This is a genomic window from Spiribacter sp. 1M189 (genome assembly GCF_040838345.1).
Classification (GTDB): Bacteria; Pseudomonadota; Gammaproteobacteria; order Nitrococcales; family Nitrococcaceae; genus Spiribacter; species Spiribacter insolitus.
In genome coordinates, this window is the sequence record NZ_JBAKFF010000001.1 from 964,587 (window position 1) to 980,231 (window position 15,645).

General features: G+C 64.1%; 13 protein-coding genes and 1 tRNA gene. 6 read left to right on the forward strand and 8 right to left on the reverse strand.

Annotated elements, in window-relative coordinates; all coding sequences use genetic code 11:
- Positions 1–19: 19 nt before the first annotated feature.
- Positions 20–1,213 carry a diguanylate cyclase domain-containing protein gene (locus V6X30_RS04860; RefSeq protein WP_367983517.1) on the reverse strand — a complete coding sequence of 398 codons (1,194 nt, stop codon included), beginning with the start codon at positions 1,211–1,213 and terminating at the stop codon, positions 20–22.
- 105 nt (positions 1,214–1,318) lie between these two features.
- A complete protein-coding gene (locus tag V6X30_RS04865; protein WP_367983518.1) occupies positions 1,319–2,383 on the reverse strand; it encodes an HD-GYP domain-containing protein in 1,065 nt (354 codons plus the stop codon).
- 189 nt (positions 2,384–2,572) lie between these two features.
- Here V6X30_RS04865 and V6X30_RS04870 point away from each other — a divergent pair, with 189 nt between their 5' ends.
- Genes V6X30_RS04870 through V6X30_RS04885 form a run of 4 tightly spaced genes read left to right on the forward strand, consistent with a single transcriptional unit; the run spans position 2,573 to position 7,677 of the window.
- Complete coding sequence (locus tag V6X30_RS04870) at positions 2,573–3,931, forward strand: TackOD1 domain-containing metal-binding protein (RefSeq protein ID WP_367983519.1); 1,359 nt, start codon at positions 2,573–2,575, stop codon at positions 3,929–3,931.
- Positions 3,924–5,222, forward strand: a complete 1,299-nt coding sequence (locus V6X30_RS04875; protein WP_367983520.1) for a glycosyltransferase family 2 protein — start codon at positions 3,924–3,926, stop codon at positions 5,220–5,222. The genes V6X30_RS04870 and V6X30_RS04875 overlap by 8 nt, the downstream gene beginning before the upstream one ends.
- The gene (locus V6X30_RS04880; RefSeq protein ID WP_367983521.1) at positions 5,222–6,544 is read left to right on the forward strand and encodes a TolC family protein; all 1,323 of its coding nucleotides are present in this window, start codon (positions 5,222–5,224) and stop codon (positions 6,542–6,544) included. The genes V6X30_RS04875 and V6X30_RS04880 overlap by 1 nt, the downstream gene beginning before the upstream one ends.
- Positions 6,541–7,677 carry an HlyD family secretion protein gene (locus V6X30_RS04885; protein ID WP_367983522.1) on the forward strand — a complete coding sequence of 379 codons (1,137 nt, stop codon included), beginning with the start codon at positions 6,541–6,543 and terminating at the stop codon, positions 7,675–7,677. Before V6X30_RS04880 ends, V6X30_RS04885 begins: the two co-directional genes overlap by 4 nt.
- Positions 7,678–7,683: 6 nt before the next feature.
- On the opposite strand, the gene uvrB is transcribed toward V6X30_RS04885, so the two are convergent.
- Positions 7,684–9,717: an excinuclease ABC subunit UvrB gene (gene uvrB / locus V6X30_RS04890; protein WP_367983523.1), complete on the reverse strand. Its 2,034-nt coding sequence runs from the start codon at positions 9,715–9,717 to the stop codon at positions 7,684–7,686.
- Between the two features lie 65 nt (positions 9,718–9,782).
- On the opposite strand from uvrB, the gene V6X30_RS04895 reads away from it, so the two are divergent.
- Positions 9,783–10,973 (forward strand): pyridoxal phosphate-dependent aminotransferase, encoded by a 1,191-nt coding sequence (locus tag V6X30_RS04895; RefSeq protein WP_367983524.1) that lies wholly within the window; start codon positions 9,783–9,785, stop codon positions 10,971–10,973.
- 77 nt (positions 10,974–11,050) lie between these two features.
- Positions 11,051–11,125: transfer RNA gene (locus tag V6X30_RS04900), tRNA-Asn, on the forward strand.
- A 27-nt stretch (positions 11,126–11,152) separates the two neighbouring features.
- On the opposite strand, the gene V6X30_RS04905 is transcribed toward V6X30_RS04900, so the two are convergent.
- The 5 genes from V6X30_RS04905 to V6X30_RS04925 are packed head-to-tail and all read right to left on the reverse strand — an operon-like array spanning position 11,153 to position 15,612.
- Positions 11,153–11,722 (reverse strand): pyridoxamine 5'-phosphate oxidase family protein, encoded by a 570-nt coding sequence (locus tag V6X30_RS04905; protein WP_367983525.1) that lies wholly within the window; start codon positions 11,720–11,722, stop codon positions 11,153–11,155.
- Between the two features lie 2 nt (positions 11,723–11,724).
- Positions 11,725–12,798, reverse strand: a complete 1,074-nt coding sequence (locus tag V6X30_RS04910) for a polyamine ABC transporter substrate-binding protein (protein WP_367983526.1) — start codon at positions 12,796–12,798, stop codon at positions 11,725–11,727.
- Positions 12,795–13,622: an ABC transporter permease gene (locus tag V6X30_RS04915; protein ID WP_367983527.1), complete on the reverse strand. Its 828-nt coding sequence runs from the start codon at positions 13,620–13,622 to the stop codon at positions 12,795–12,797. Before V6X30_RS04915 ends, V6X30_RS04910 begins: the two co-directional genes overlap by 4 nt.
- The gene (locus V6X30_RS04920; protein WP_367983528.1) at positions 13,619–14,479 is read right to left on the reverse strand and encodes an ABC transporter permease; all 861 of its coding nucleotides are present in this window, start codon (positions 14,477–14,479) and stop codon (positions 13,619–13,621) included. Before V6X30_RS04920 ends, V6X30_RS04915 begins: the two co-directional genes overlap by 4 nt.
- Positions 14,480–14,520: 41 nt before the next feature.
- Entirely contained in the window at positions 14,521–15,612 is a 1,092-nt protein-coding gene (locus V6X30_RS04925) for an ABC transporter ATP-binding protein (RefSeq protein WP_367983529.1), read from the reverse strand.
- Positions 15,613–15,645 lie beyond the last annotated feature (33 nt).

Consider the following 15,645-nt stretch of genomic DNA (forward strand, 5'->3'; position numbering starts at 1 on the left):
ATTGGCCGGCACGGATGCCTTATAGCGCCTCGCTGCCGGCCTCCATCGCCTCGAAGGTGACGATTTGCTCGCGGCCCGATGCCTTGGCGCGGTAGACCGCCTGATCCGCATGCCGCAGGAGCTGATCACCCTGCAGCGGCATGTCGGCATCGAAGTGCGCGACGCCGATACTGCCGGACACATTGACGATGGCACCGACCCCACGCAGCGGGATCGGTTCGCTGATCGCAGCCAGAATACGGTCGAAGATCGCGCCATCATCCGCGCTCTCACGGATGACCAGGACGAATTCGTCCCCGCCGAGGCGGGCGATCGTATCCTCGGCGCGGAGGTGATTGCTGAGCCGTCGCGCGATAACGCAGAGCACCTCGTCACCGGCCTCATGCCCGTAGCGGTCGTTCACCGGCTTGAACCAGTCCAGATCGAGCATGCCCACCGAGAAATGCTCGCCAGTGCGGGTCGCGTGGGCAATCGCCTGATGTAGACGATCGGCAAGCAGCCGGCGATTGGGCAGTCCCGTCAGCGTGTCGTAACTCGCCAGACGTCTGAGTTCATCCTCGTAGCGCAGCCGCTCGCTGATGTCGTGGACGACGGCGATATGGCGCACCGTGCCGCGTTCCTGATTACGCACGGTGGAGACGAACGCCTCAGCGGCGTCACATCCATGCACCGCGCGCAGTCGATCCGAGACGAACGGAAAAGAGAAATTGCCCTCCGCATCCGATCGGAACTGATACAGAACGCCCGGGACGCTGTTGGCATGCATCCGGAACTGGCCGTACCAGGCGCGCTCCGCTTCCGTCAGTCGATGCCTGGCGGTGTCGTCCACATGCGTGCCGCGCACCCAGTGCGGCTTGCCATCCGAGGTGCGACTGATCACGCGCCCGCGGTCGTAAACCCAGACCCAGTGGCCGTCACGGTGGCGCATCCTCACCACCGCGGCGTAGTAGTCGCTTTCGCCCCGGAAATGACGTTCCAGCCGGCGCTGCCGGGAGTAAAGGAAGCCAAGCAGCGCGAAGAGGGAAAGCCCGACGAGACCCGCTACGGCAACATTCACAATCGGCAGGCGGTAGGCCGGGACACCGAGGCTGAGCGACTGGCCCCCGGGGCCCGCCGCGGTCGCCGTAGTCGAGCCGATGGCGAACAGCGTTAACAGCGAGACGATGTAGCGGCGGAGGCGCGCCTCCATGCCGGTCGAAACCAACTGGCGCATCAGAGTCAGAAAAACGTCATGCTTGGAAACCCGCCGGATAATAGCGCTTCAGCCGCCTGGCAGGGCGCGAATTATCCCCGAATCTCAGGCATTTCGAGCCAGCGGTCAGTTTCGATATAGGCGTCTCACTGCCCGGGTATGCGGTAGGTTGAGGAGCAGTGCATCGACGCACGAGCCATCCAGCCGACCGACCTCCACCAGGCGCTGCAGCTCCTGGATCGCCTCGTCCTCGCTCCAGGCGGGCTTGTAGATCCGTTCGGAAATGAGGGCGTCGAATACATCCGCGACGGCGGTAATGCGCCCTTCCATCGAGATCTCATCGCCGGAGAGCCCGAGGGGATAGCCACTTCCGTCAAGCCGTTCGTGATGCTCGCCGACAATACGTGACAGGCACTCGAAGCGTTGCGGGGAAAACGCACATAGCGCATTGAGGTCGTCGACCAAGGAGAGCCCGACCTCCACATGCTTTTGCATCACGCGGCGCTCATCCTCATTCAAGACATCAGGTTTCAGAAGAACCGCATCAGGAATGGCGATTTTGCCGATGTCATGCAGGGGCGCGAGCAGATAGATATCCTGCACGCGCTCATCCTCGAGGCGCCTCTTCCGCCCCAGCTCGGACGCGATGAGGCGGCAGTAAGCCCCCATGCGCGAGAGGTGGTCGGCCGTCTCAGAGTCCCGCAGGCGGGTGATCCGCTCCAGAATCCTGACAGGTAGCTCACTGCTGACGATCGCATCGGCAATGAGCGCGGCATAGGCTTCCAGATCCTCGCGCACTGAGGCCGGAAACGCCTCCGGCAGGAAACTGTTGTAGAAAGTGAAACCGAGGAATTGCCCACGCTTGTACATGGGCACGGTGACGGAGGCCTGGTAGTTCTCGTCCAGCAGCCAGCGGGAGTGCCGACGGTCCCGGTCCAGGGACTCCTGTAGAAACGGCAGATATCGCGTCTGCCCCGTCTGCGCAATACGGGAGAGAGAAGCACTATCGGATAAATGGAATTGGTAGCCTTTCAGCGGCCTCCCCTGCAAAGTGCTGTCCACATAGGTCGTGAGCTCGTCACTTTCCGCATCGTAAAGCGCACAGGCGATCCGATTGACTTCCGGAATGGCCGCAATGACCCGCGAATGAATGCGCGCGAGCTGCTCGCTGATGCTGGAGAGCTGGTCCAAGGATCCCCCATTTCACCCGGTTGTCCGGGTCCTGCTGGTCCGACCCGCCGATAGCTGATTATATTACCAGCTCATTATTTCGCTGCATTCGGTGGACCTTTCACCCAAACGGCGCATTGTCGCTCTCTCCCTCTGCTCCTACCGTCTCGTTGCACTCACCGCAACAAGCCCACGGAGCGACCCGAACCCATGCATTTCAGCAGCGAGCGGCCAGGATCGAATCTCGTCGTCATCGGCGATGATCAACTCGATGGACTGATCATCACGGGACTGACGGGAGAGGCCTTGCTGGAGGCCGCGCGCGCCCAGCGTGGCGATCCCCGCCATGCCTATTATCCGTTGTTTGCGCTGCCGTCGGGCCCACCGCCGGACGGTACGCATGGCGCCGAGCTGGCGATGCTTCTGGACGGTATCGTCAATGACGAGGCCGAAGCCGCCTCCATGGCCGCCGAACACTGGCGCGAGGTCGATGGCCAGCATGCACTGCCGGCATCAACGCCGGAGGCACGGCTGATCAGCTACCTCGCGCTGCGGCCGTCCCGCCCTCTGGCACCATTGCGTGACTGGCGCAGCCCCACCGTCTACCGCTTCCCCCTCCTGGCCGCGCTGGGCGCCGGTGAAAGCGGCGAGAGCCTGTCGGTACTGGCCGCCCGAGGACTGCTGGTCCGACGCGAGCTCGTCGAGCGGCTGCGTCTTTGCCCGGGTTGCGGCGGCGCCCATCTGCTGTTCGTCGATACCTGCCCGAACTGCGCACGGATCGATATCGCCGCCGATGAATCCATCCATTGCTTCCGTTGCGGTCATGTCGAGAGCCAGGGGCGGTTCATGTCGGATGGCAGTCTGCAATGCCCCAACTGCCGAGCGCGTCTGCGCCATATCGGCACAGACTATGACCGGCCGCTTGAGCACTACCTGTGCCGCCGCTGCGGAGACCGCTTCACGGAGCCGGATGTCGTGGCCCGATGCAGCATCTGCAGCCATGAATGCCATCCGGAAATGCTGACGACGCGCGAGGCCGGCACGTACCAGCTCACCGAATACGGACGGATGAGCGCCCTGGACGGCAGCGCCGGTCGGGTGTTCGAGCGCTTCGATGCCGATCGCTATCTCAACCCCGAGCGCTTTGAGCATCTACTCGACTGGCAGATGGGAATCACCCGGGCGCACTCCGACTGCCGGTTTGCCCTGGTACTCATCCAACTGCGTTGGCCGGCACCGGCGCAGTCGGCGCAAGGCCGGGCGCAGGCCCGTGTCCTGGTCCGGGAGTTCGCGGAACGACTGCCGGAGTTCCTGCGCGAGGCCGATATCTGCGCGCGAACCCGGGAGCCCGATTTCTGGATCCTGATGCCGCAGGCGGATTCACGGGAGGCGAAAGTCATCCTCGATCGGCTGCAGAGTGCGATCCGCGACGAGGGAACACCACGCGAGGCCGGACTGAGCCTCTCAGCGCGTGTGCTGCGCTCGTCCGATCTGCGCGGCCTCGGTAAGGATGCGCGGTCCGTCATGGACCAGGTGCTTCGAGCATCCGAAGGCACAGCGAATGCTTGAAGCCTCTGTTCAAGCCGCCTTGATGATGGCGTCCCAGCAACCGGTCTTTCCCATGGTGCTGATCCTGGAGCTGCCGCTCTACGCACTGATCATCGCCGGCATCATTCGCTATCGTCTGATCCATCGGCGGGCCCATCGACAGCCGCGGCTGCATGCGCCGCCGGTGAGCTGCGTGATCACCTGCTACAGCGAGGGCCCGGCGGTCCAGAACACCATCCGCAGCCTCGCCAGCCAGATCTACCCCGGGTCCATCGAGATTCTCGCCGTTGTCGATGGAGCTTCGGCCAACCGCGAGACGTGGCAGGCGCTGCAGGCCATGAAGTCGGAGCTGGCCCGGTCGCCAAAACGTACGCTGAAGATCCTGCCCAAATGGCACCGCGGCGGACGAGTCTCTTCGATGAATGCCGGCCTGCAGCTCAGTCGCGGTGAGATCGTCATGGCGCTGGATGGTGATACCAGCTTCGACAATGACATGGTCGCCGAGGCGGTGTCGCGTATGGCCGACCCGGCCATGCTGGCGCTCACTGGCACGCTGCGGGTCCGCAATCGCAGAGCCAGTCTATGGACCCGATTCCAGGCGCTGGAGTATCTGGTGGGGCTGATCGCCACCCGAACCGGGCTCGGCTCATTCAATCTCCTCAACAACGTCTCGGGCGCATTCGGCGTCTTCCGCCGGGATGTCCTCACCCGCATGGGGGGCTGGGAGTGCGGCACCGCCGAGGATCTCGACATGACGATGCGCCTGAAACGCTATGGTCACCGCCGTCGCGATCGGCGTATCGGCTTTGAGCCCTACGCCATCGGTCATACCGATGCACCGTCCGGCTTCCGCGAGCTCCTCAAGCAACGCCTGCGCTGGGACGGTGATCTGTTCTATATCTACGCCCGCAAGCACCGTGGCGCCTTCGCACCCGGCATCATGGGCTGGCCGAATCTCATCGCCACCCTCTGGTATGGGCTGCTCCACCAGATCGTCCTGCCCTTTGTCATCGTGATCTATCTGATCTGGATTGTCATGACACGGCCTGCCGAGCAGGTAATGGCAGGGCTGATCCTCATCTATGGCCTGTATCTGCTGATTTCGCTGGTCATGACCGTTATCGCCATTGCCATGCTCTCGGAGCGGCGTGGCGAGGACCTGCCACTGCTCCTCCTGCTGCCACTGTTCCCGCTCTACCGAGGGGGAATGCGGTTGTGGTCAACCGTGGCCATCCTCGCCGAGATCGTCCTCGAGACCCACAAGGACTCCAGCATGGCGCCCTGGTGGATCCTGAAAAGGAGCCGATACTGATGCGTTTCGTCCTCTCTCTCACCCTCTCTCTAACCGTCGTGGCCCCGTCGCTCTCCAGCGTCTTCGCAATGGATGGAGAGCCGCCGCTCGAGCGCACGGCACTCGCCGCCTCCGTGCACACCTCGCCCCGGGTACAGGCCGCGCGCGCCGAAGCGGATGTCATCGAGCAGCAGCGCCGGCAACTAGCAGCCGAGGGCGGCTGGCGTGCCTTTGGCGCCCTGTCGGGCGCCGCCGTCAATGAGATCGAAGGCAATAACGGCAACCGACGATACGACCGTCTGCAGGGGAACATCGGCGTCAGTCGCCCCCTGCTCGGCAGCAGGACGGCGCAGCGGAAAGCCCTGCTCACGCTTGAAAGACAGCGTTTACGCGCGGAGGGAATAAGCGGTGAGGTCGCCGAGGACGTAGGTAACGAATTGCGCGAATCCTATGCGAAATACTGGATCAATGATCGCCGCTACCGGCTGGCATCAGCCTGGCAGCAGACACTGTCGGAGCGCCTTGAAGGGCTTCGATCCCAGGTTGGTACCACCCTTCGCGCCTCGGAGTTTGCCGAGGCGCGTTCGGCTCTGCGCATCGCGCGGGAAAACCGGCAACGGGCGCGCAATGATCGGCAAATGCAGCTGAATACACTGCAGGCCCTGCTGGGCGAGAGCGTCAGCGCCTTCGACCCTCGCTGGCCGGTGGAGAATGGGATCTGCCGGCGTGAGGGAGTACTCCTCGAGGCAGCGCTGGCCGCCGACCCGATCAGCGACAGCGCCCGCCAGGAACTGGCATTACTGCTGGAACGCGGCGCTAGCGGGCTCACCGATGAGGTCCAGTCGGACCTGGTGCTGACCCATACCCAGACTGTTGAGGACTGGGACGAAAACGGCGATGAGACGAGCGTAGGGCTCACGGCGGAAATCCCGCTCAGCCTGGGTCAGGCACGTGATGCGCGGCGAAATCTGCGCAACGCGGAAGTCCTTCAGGTCCAGCGTCGGATTGAGGCCAACCGGCAGGCACTGCGCGGGCGTATCGGGATGGCCATGGCGGCGCTGCGCAACACCACTCAGGCCCGGCAGGCCGCCGATGAGCGTCTGGACCAGGCCCGCGACGACTGGAATGAAGAGCGACGTCGACTGCAGTCCGGTCTGACACGCAGCCCGATGCCAGCTCTGCGCGCTGCGATCCGCTGGTATCAGATCGCCGAGGAGCGGCTCGATCGCGAGGCCGAATGGCTGCTCGCCCGCGCACCGCTGGAGCGATTCGAAACACCCGGCTGCCGCACACCGCGGCCGGGCGCAATGGACATGCCGCGCGAGGAGATCCCGACGTCATGAGAGTTCAGTTCACCGGCCAGGGCACGCGTCGAATCGGGAGCGGTATTCCCGTCCAGTACGGCGCTGCCCGGCGTCCGACACCGCGGGTGCGTTGGCTGCTCGTCATACTCGTCGTCTCGAGCCCACTGATTTATCTGGCATGGATGATCCTGCGGGGCGGCCTCATGGTGGACGCGAGCGGCGTGCTCTCCTACGAAACGACCCGCGCCGGCGCCATGGTGAGCGGCGTTGTCCGGGAGGTGCTTGTCGAAGAGAACGACAGCGTCAGGGCCGGACAGCCTCTGATCCGCATGGAGAATCCGGAAATCCAGGGGCGGATCCGCCATCTACGCCAGGAACTCGAGCGGATCCGGGCAGACAAGGCCCGGACGCGTAATCAGGCACAACGCAGCCTCACGATCGCACGCGACGAAATCGCCGCCCTGGAGACCTTGCTGGATGATCAGACGGAATGGTTGCAGCAGGTCAGGACCCTGTCCCGCGGGGGCGCCATCACGGGACGCGAACAGTACGAGGTGGCGGCCCGACTGCAGGAGACGCGTCGTCGTCTGATGGAGGCAAGGGAACGCGCGCTCGAGGCGGAGCGGGCCTTGCAGCAGGGGGACGCCAGCCTGCGCGAGCGGGAGCGGCAGCTGCGCCTGTCACTGGATATCGCACGGACTAATCAAACCTTTCTCGATATCCGTGCCGATGTGGACGGCGATGTTGTCGAAGTCGAGGTCAGACCCGGCGACACGGTGGGCCCTGGGACAACCCTGCTGACCATGACCCGACCCTCCGTTCCCGAGCTGACCGCCTACCTGCGCCCCGCCGATGGCGCCTTTGTGCAAGCCGGCGGCATCGTCCAGGTTCGCCTCCCGGACGGAAGCCGCCTACTGGGCGAGGTGATCGGCCGGCCGCGACTGACCGGCCGGGTGCCAGCGACCATGCGACAGCTCATCCAGGACGCGGAAGCCGCGCTGATGGTGCGCATCGGCCTGAACGAGACGGTGCCGGAGCCCATGGCGGTGCATGGCCTGCCGGTTTCCGTCGAGTTCGCAAGCGGCCTTGATGTGGCGCTCACGCGCCTCGATCTGATGCCGGCCATGGAGGGTGCGGTGACCGCCATCGCCCAGAGCCGCGAGACGCAATAATCCCGCTCAGGCGGTATCCCGATCCGGTTCACCCAGCGCATGGCGCTGCAGACGCTTGATCTCGTCTCGCAGCTTGCCGGCCTCCTCGAACTCAAGGTTGCGGGCGTGCTGGTGCATCTGCTGCTCGAGCGCCTTGATCCGCTTGACCGCCTGAGCAGTGGTAAGGTCGGCATAGGCGCGCGCGGCTTCCGCCACCTCGGCATAGTGCTCGGCGGTGTCGGGTGCGCTGGCACCGCCCCGCTCCATGACATCGGCGATCGCCTTGCGGATACCCTGCGGCGTGATGCCGTGGGCCTCGTTGTGGGCCATCTGTTTCTCCCGCCGGCGCTCGGTCTCGTCGATCGCCCGGCGCATGGAGTCGGTGATCTGATCAGCGTAGAGGATGGCCCGGCCGTTGACGTTGCGCGCTGCCCGGCCGATGGTCTGGATCAGTGAACGCTCGGCACGCAGGAAGCCCTCCTTGTCCGCGTCCAGAATAGCGACCAAAGAAACCTCTGGAATATCAAGCCCTTCTCGCAACAGATTAATGCCAACCAGCACATCGAACTCGCCCAACCGCAGGTCACGGATGATCTCGGTGCGCTCCACGGTATCGATATCGGAGTGCAGATAGCGCACCCGCACACCGTTTTCTGACAGATACTCGGTGAGGTCTTCCGCCATACGCTTGGTCAGCGTAGTGACCAGCACGCGCTCGCCTGCCTGACTGCGTTCGGTGATCTCGCCCAGCACGTCATCCACCTGCGTTCCGGCCGGGCGGACCTCCACAGCCGGATCCACCAGACCGGTGGGTCGCACGACCTGCTCCGCCACCGTGGCGGCGTGTTTCTGCTCGTACGGACCCGGCGTGGCCGAGACGTAAATGCGCTGCGGGGCGATTTCGTCGAATTCTTCGAATTTCAACGGCCGATTGTCCAGCGCCGAGGGCAGTCGGAAACCGTACTCCACCAGGGTCTCCTTACGCGCGCGGTCGCCGCGGTACATGCCGCCAACCTGCGAAACCGTCACATGCGACTCGTCGATGAACAGAATGGCGTCGTCCGGCACGTAATCGAAGAGACATGGTGGCGGCTCCCCCGGGCCACGCCCGGAGAGATAGCGCGAGTAGTTCTCGATCCCATTGCAGTAGCCCAGTTCCTGCATCATCTCCAGGTCAAAGCGGGTGCGCTGCTCCAGCCGCTGCGCCTCGAGCAACCGGCCGGCGCCCTGCAGCTGCTCGAGCCGTTCCTTGAGCTCGACCTTGATCTTTTCCACGGCGCTCAGCACCGTTTCACGCGGCGTAACGTAATGCGATTTCGGATAGACCGTCAGGCGTGGAACCCGACGCAGTACCTCCCCGGTGAGCGGGTCGAACCAGGCAAGGCTCTCGATCTCGTCATCGAAGAGCTCGACCCGCACCGCCTCATCCTCGGACTCCGCGGGGAAGATATCGATGACATCCCCGCGGGCACGGTAGGTCCCCCGGGAGAAATCATAGTCGTTGCGGGCGTACTGCAGCTGGGCGAGCCGGCGAAGGATGCGACGCTGATCGACCTGTTCGCCCTGCTGGAGATGCAGCACCATTTCCAGATAGGCGGTCGGATCGCCAAGGCCATAGATGGACGAGACCGAGGCGACGATGATCGTATCGCGCCGCTCGATGATGGCCTTGGTCGCCGACAGCCGCATCTGCTCGATATGCTCGTTGACCGAGGCATCCTTCTCGATGAAGGTGTCGGAGGATGGCACGTAGGCCTCGGGCTGATAGTAATCGTAGTAGGAGACGAAGTACTCCACGGCGTTGTTCGGGAAGAACGCCTTCATTTCCCCGTATAGCTGTGCCGCCAGCGTCTTGTTCGGCGCAAGAATCACCGCGGGCCGCTGCTCCCGGGCGATCAGGCTCGCCATGGTGAAGGTCTTGCCGGACCCGGTCACGCCGAGCAGGGTCTGGTGCGGGTGGCCCGCCTGCAGACTGGCCGCCAGCGACTCGATCGCGGCGGGCTGATCGCCCGCGGGCTCGAATTCGCTTTCGATCTGAAAACGCAGTGTCTGATCCGTCATGGCAATGCAGGTCCGATGGTGTTTCGCGTATCATTCACGCCAAACAACAGAAGTGGAGGCGATCCTTGGATATTCAACTTTCCGAGCGCGTGGAACGCGTCAAGCCCTCGCCCACGATGGCCGTCACCGCCCGCGCCGCGGAGATGCGCGCCGCCGGGCATGACATCATCGGCCTCGGGGCCGGCGAGCCCGATTTCGATACGCCCGAGCATATCAGCGAAGCGGCCATCCAGGCGATCCGCAACGGCCAGACCCGTTATACCCCGGTGGACGGCACCCCGGCGCTCAAGCAGGCCATTCAGGCCAAATTCGAGCGCGATAACGGCCTTGCCTACGAGGCCAACCAGATCCTGGTTTCCTCAGGCGCCAAGCAGAGCCTCTACAACCTGTTCACCGCCGTGCTGAATGCCGGTGACGAGGTGGTGATTCCCGCCCCCTACTGGGTGTCATATCCGGATATGGCCCTGCTGGCCGACGGCGTGCCCCGCATCGTCGAGGCGGACCAGTCGCAGCGTTTCAAGATCACGCCGGCGCAACTCGACGCGGCCATTACCGAGCGCACCCGCATCGTGGTGCTCAACAGCCCCTCCAACCCCACCGGCAGCGCCTATAGCCGGGCGGAATTCGAGGCTCTGGGCGAGGTCCTTCGCCGGCATCCGCAGGTGCTGATCGCAAGCGACGATATCTACGAGCATATCCTCTGGACCGACGAGCCGTTCAGCAACATCGCCATGGTCTGTCCGGATCTCGTCGACCGCACGGTGGTGGTCAACGGGGTTTCCAAGGCGTACGCCATGACCGGCTGGCGGATCGGCTATGCCGCGGGCCCCGCCCGCGTCATCGGCGCCATGAAGAAAATCCAGTCGCAGAGCACCTCCAACGCCAGCTCCATCTCGCAGGCCGCCTCGGTGGCGGCACTGGACGGCGATCAGGGCGTCATTGCGCCGATGGTCAAGGCCTTCCGCGAGCGCCATGACTATGTCGTCGAGCGCCTGAACGCCATGCGGGGTGTCTGCTGCATTGCCGGTGACGGGACCTTCTACGCCTATCCGGATGTCAGTGAGGCAATCGACAGCATCGAAGGCGTCAGCACGGATACAGAGCTCGCGGAGTACCTGATCGGCGAGGCCAACGTGGCACTCGTCCCCGGCACGGCCTTCGGCCTCCCCGGCCATGCCCGCATTTCCTATGCCACCAGCATGGACAACCTGCAGAAGGCCATGGACCGGCTCGAGGGCGTGTTCAGGCGCGACTGAACGGCCCTGCCATCACGCCGTGCCGGTTGACGGCACGGCGTGAGGCGCTAAACTACGCGCTTCGACAAAAAGGCGATTCCCCGGTAGCTCAGCGGTAGAGCGAGTGACTGTTAATCACTGGGTCGGCGGTTCGAATCCGTCCCGGGGAGCCACTCATCCGTCGATCCCCCACCTCAGCCCTACGGCACCACCCACCGACCGGCCCAACCATCCGATCGCTCGAATCTGGCGCGGCGATGATCGCGGCCCAGATGAAGAATGTCCATCTCTTGGAGCCTGATCTCAAGGACAGCAAATGCGTCCGGCTCAGGCCATTTCCGGTAGGCAAGCGCGTCATCAAGGACATTACCCGGCGCCGGATCGCGGCCATAGCAATCCCGGGCATGATCCGGGAGGCGCCCCCAGACCGCCCGGACAGACTCGCCCGAGAGGACCGATACATCCCCCTGTAGCCGAATCTGCAGATGGGCTGCGGAATCCCAGAAATGCACGCCGGCGACCGGGTTCGCCTGCACTTCCTTTACCTTGTCCGAGTGCCGGTCCGTGTAGATCCTCAGACAGGCGTCCGTGCGGTCCGCGGCGCGCAGCACGACGGTACGCGCCTGCGGCCTGCCGCTCGCGTCCACCGTAACGAGCGTGGGATGACGCCCCGCAGCGCGACGATCCGCCACCCCGCGCCCGAGGCGCTTCCAGGCCTGATCATGCAGCCCCGGCAGCGACGTCGCCCAGTTGTGCGATTCGGGGTTCACCGCTACCGCGACTCCACCTCACGCCAGACCTGCTGCAGGAACTGCAGGTCGTCTCCCTTCAGGCTCGGTATGAAGGTGAGCGATTCCATCTCGGCATCGGTCGGAGTGATCGGCGGCTGCTGCAGGACCTCGTCGAGCATGGGCAGAGCGGACGCGTTGGGGCTCGAGTAGTAGTTCCAGTTCGACAGCTGAGCACCTACCTCCGCACGCAGGATATAGTCGATGAATGCGTGCGCCAGGGCCGGATTGGGGGCCTCGGCGGGGATCATCATATTGTCCACCCAGACCTCGGCGCCCTCTTCCGGGATGACGTATTCGATGTTCTCGAACCCCTCGGGATCCTCCGACTTGAAGAACAGGTAATCACCGTTGAAGGTCATCCCCGCGGCCACGGAGCCCCGGACGAGCTGCTGGAGTACCGGTGTCCCCTGGATGAAACCGGCGAAGTTGTCCCGCTGTTTGGTCTCGAGCACCAGGCGTGCCGCCTCCTCCAGTGCGTCCCGACCGGTGCAGTCGTAGCCATGGCCCAGCCAGGCACAGGCCGCACCGAGGGTGACCTGGGCGTCCTCGGGCAGCGCAAACGGCGCATCCGGGTTGACTTCGGGGTCAAACAGGACCGACCAGCTGGCCGGCACATCGCCGAGCGCATCACGGTCATATACCAGCCCGGTCGTGCCCCACTGGTACGCCACGGAATACTGGTTGCCCGGATCGAAATCCGGATCGATGAACGTCCCCATGAGGTTATCGAGATTGTCGAGGCGCTCATGATCCAGCGGCTGGACCAGGCCGCTCTCCACGAGACGGGGCACATAGTAATTCGACGGCACGACGATGTCGTACTGGCTGACGCCACCGGCCTGCAGCTTGGCAAACATCTCGCCGTTGGAATTGAAGTAGTTCTCCACCACCTCAACGCCGTATTCGTCCTCGAAACCCTCGATGATCGCCGGGTCCATGTACTGCGACCAGTTGAAAAGCGACAGGGTCTCCCCCTCGAACTGGGCTGCGGCCTGCCCGGCCCCGACAGCGAGTGCGAGCGCGATTGCCGGTACCCCGATCCTGCGATGCGTCATGCCTTTGTTCCCCCTTTGGATTGTTTTCCCCCGGATGCCCCGTGCTGGGCCAGCAGGCTGAAAAGTGCCACCACGAAAACGCTGCCGATCATCAGCGTGGCGATGGCGTTCACCTCGGGGGTGACGCCCTTCTTGATGGCACTCCAGATATAGATGGGCAGTGTGGTGCTCTGCGGGCCCGCGGTAAAGAAGCTGATGACGAAATCATCGATGGACAGCGTCAGCGCCAGCAGAAAACTCGACAGGATCGCCGGACGCAGCACCGGCAGCAGAAAGAACCGGGCCCGCTGCCACGGCCCTGCGTAGAGATCGTGACAGGCCTCGAACAGCTGCGGATCCAGCGACAGCAGACGCGCATTGACCAGCAAAGCCACAAACGGCACCTGGAAAGTGACATGGGCGATCACCATGGTGCCCAGACCCGGCGAGAGAATGCCGAGTCGTTCATTGATGGCGACGAAAAAGGTCATCTCGGCAATGCCGAAGACGATATCCGGCATGATCACCGGCAGGTAGATGAGCCAGATCAGCCAGCTCAACCGACCGAGCCGGTAGCGATAGAATCCATATCCGAGCAGACCGCCAATCAGCACGGCGATGAGCGTCGAGACCAGCGCCAGCACCACCGTGTTCGTCAATGCCGAGACGATGGCCTCGTTGCGGAAAAGCCGCTCGTACCACTGCAGCGAGAAGCCGGCAAAGCGCGCCGACGAATTGATGCTGTTGAACGAGAAGAAGACCACCACCGCGAGCGGCGCATACAGGAACACCAGCAGCACGATCCAGAAGGCCCGCAGGGCATACTCGAGGCCACCCCGCCTCACAGCACGACCTCTCGATCACCGCCCAGGCGCCGGCCGAGATCCCGCAGGACCTTCAGGCCGATGAGCGTCACCGCGATCATGATGATGGCGCCGGCAGCCCCCAGCGGCCAGTTGCTCGCCTGGGCGAACTGCCGGGCCACGAGGTTGCCGATCATGGTTGCCTTGCCGCCACCGAGGAGTTCGGTGACGACATACATCCCGAATGCCGGGATCGCCACCAGCACGGTGCCGGCCATCAACCCGGGCAGCGTCTGCGGGAAGACCGCATGGCGAAACACCGCCACCGGGCTGGCGAACAGGTCCTTTGCCGCCTCCACCTGCTCGGTGTCCAGGCGCTCGAAGGCGGCATAGAGCGGCAGCACCATGAACGGGAGAAAATTGTAGACGAGCCCGACGATGACGGCGAACTGCGAGGGGAAGAGGCCCATCTGCGGCGCCGTGAGACCGAGCAGCGCGGCGAAATCGGACACCGGTGTTCCGGGTGCGAAGATATTCATCCAGCCCACCGAACGGATCACCTGATTGGTCCAGGACGGCACCACGATGACCAGCAACATCAACGGCCGCCAGCGGGCCGGTCGGGTGCTGATGTAGTAGGCCGCGGGATAGGCCAGGAGAATGACCAGTGCGGTGGCGAGCAGCGTCTGCCAGACGGACCGGATCAGCGTATAGAGATTACCCGGGCTCCAGCCCAGAAAACCGAATCCGGCAAGCTCGCGGAACGATTGCAGGCTGAGCGGCAGTGTCGGCAATCCATAGGGACCATTGGTGAGAAACGCCATGCCCACCAGATAGGCACTGGGCAGTACCAGAAACACCAGAATGCAAAGGGCGCCCGGGGCAATGGTGATGAGCATATGAGCGGTTTCGCGGCGCAAAGCGGACAATCTGACCAGCCTCAGCCCGCGAGGGTTGCCGTGCCGCGATCGGAGACGCCGACCTCGACCGTATCACCGACTTCATGGGCACGCTGGCCCCGATTTGCGCAGCTGGCCATGAGCTGGACCTCGCCACAGTCGAGTCGGTAATCCGTTGTCCCCCCTCGATAGAGCCGCTCACGGACCCGGGCGGTGAACCGATTCGGCGATTGTGCCGCCTCGCTATCCAGGCGGATGGCTTCCGGTCGCAGCAGCAGGTGGCTGCCCGCGCCAAAATCACCATCCAGGCGCCCGATGGCCGTATCGACGCCCGCGGCGTCGCGCTGACGGATGGGGACAAAGTTCTCATGGCCCATGAACCGGGCGACGAACAGATCCGCCGGCGCCTCGTAGACGCCCTGTGGCGTGTCCACCTGCGCGATGCGCCCGGCGTTGAGCACGGCAATGCGATCGCTCATGACCATGGCCTCCTCCTGGTCATGGGTCACAAAAACGAACGTCATGCCCAGTCGCCGTTGCAGGCGCTTGAGCTCGAGCTGCAGATGGGCACGGAGGCCTGCATCGAGGGCTGACAGCGGCTCATCGAGCAGCAGCACATCGGGTTCGTTGACGAGGGCCCGCGCAAGAGCGACGCGCTGACGCTGACCACCCGAGAGCTGGGCGACATCGCGCTCCAGGAGCGCCCCGATCCCCGTCAGCTCGGCGATCGCCTGCGAACGCTCGGCGATCTCTGCGCCGGGCACGCCCTGCATCTCCAGTCCGAACCCGATGTTCTGGCGCACATTCCGATGGGGAAACAGCGCGTACGACTGAAAAACGGTGTTGACGCTTCGACGATGGGGTGGGACGCCGGCCATCGACCAGCCACCAATCTCGATTCGACCGGTGTCCGGCTGCTCCAGGCCGGCGAGCACCCGCAACAGCGTCGTCTTCCCGCAGCCCGAGGGGCCGAGCAGCGTGAAGAACTCCCCCGCCTCGACGTCGAGGGTGACGGCATCCAGCGCCGGCACACCGCGCTCAAAGCTTTTGGTAACAGCCTCGATCCGAATGGAAGAGGCCGTCCGCGCCAATGCATGACCGGTCATGCGCATCGCCTCCCGGCGGTGGTGCATGTATTAGCCGGCCAGTATACCGAAAGACGGGAA

Excerpts from the sequence above, each read along its gene's own strand:
- V6X30_RS04860 (WP_367983517.1), bottom strand. The coding sequence starts at position 1,213 with ATGCGCCAGTTGGTTTCGACCGGCATGGAGGCGCGCCTCCGCCGCTAC.
- V6X30_RS04870 (WP_367983519.1), top strand. The coding sequence starts at position 2,573 with ATGCATTTCAGCAGCGAGCGGCCAGGATCGAATCTCGTCGTCATCGGC.
- V6X30_RS04875 (WP_367983520.1), top strand. The coding sequence starts at position 3,924 with ATGCTTGAAGCCTCTGTTCAAGCCGCCTTGATGATGGCGTCCCAGCAA.
- V6X30_RS04880 (WP_367983521.1), top strand. The coding sequence starts at position 5,222 with ATGCGTTTCGTCCTCTCTCTCACCCTCTCTCTAACCGTCGTGGCCCCG.
- V6X30_RS04885 (WP_367983522.1), top strand. The coding sequence starts at position 6,541 with ATGAGAGTTCAGTTCACCGGCCAGGGCACGCGTCGAATCGGGAGCGGT.
- uvrB (WP_367983523.1), bottom strand. The coding sequence starts at position 9,717 with ATGACGGATCAGACACTGCGTTTTCAGATCGAAAGCGAATTCGAGCCC.
- V6X30_RS04910 (WP_367983526.1), bottom strand. The coding sequence starts at position 12,798 with ATGACGCATCGCAGGATCGGGGTACCGGCAATCGCGCTCGCACTCGCT.
- V6X30_RS04920 (WP_367983528.1), bottom strand. The coding sequence starts at position 14,479 with ATGCTCATCACCATTGCCCCGGGCGCCCTTTGCATTCTGGTGTTTCTG.
- V6X30_RS04925 (WP_367983529.1), bottom strand. The coding sequence starts at position 15,612 with ATGCACCACCGCCGGGAGGCGATGCGCATGACCGGTCATGCATTGGCG.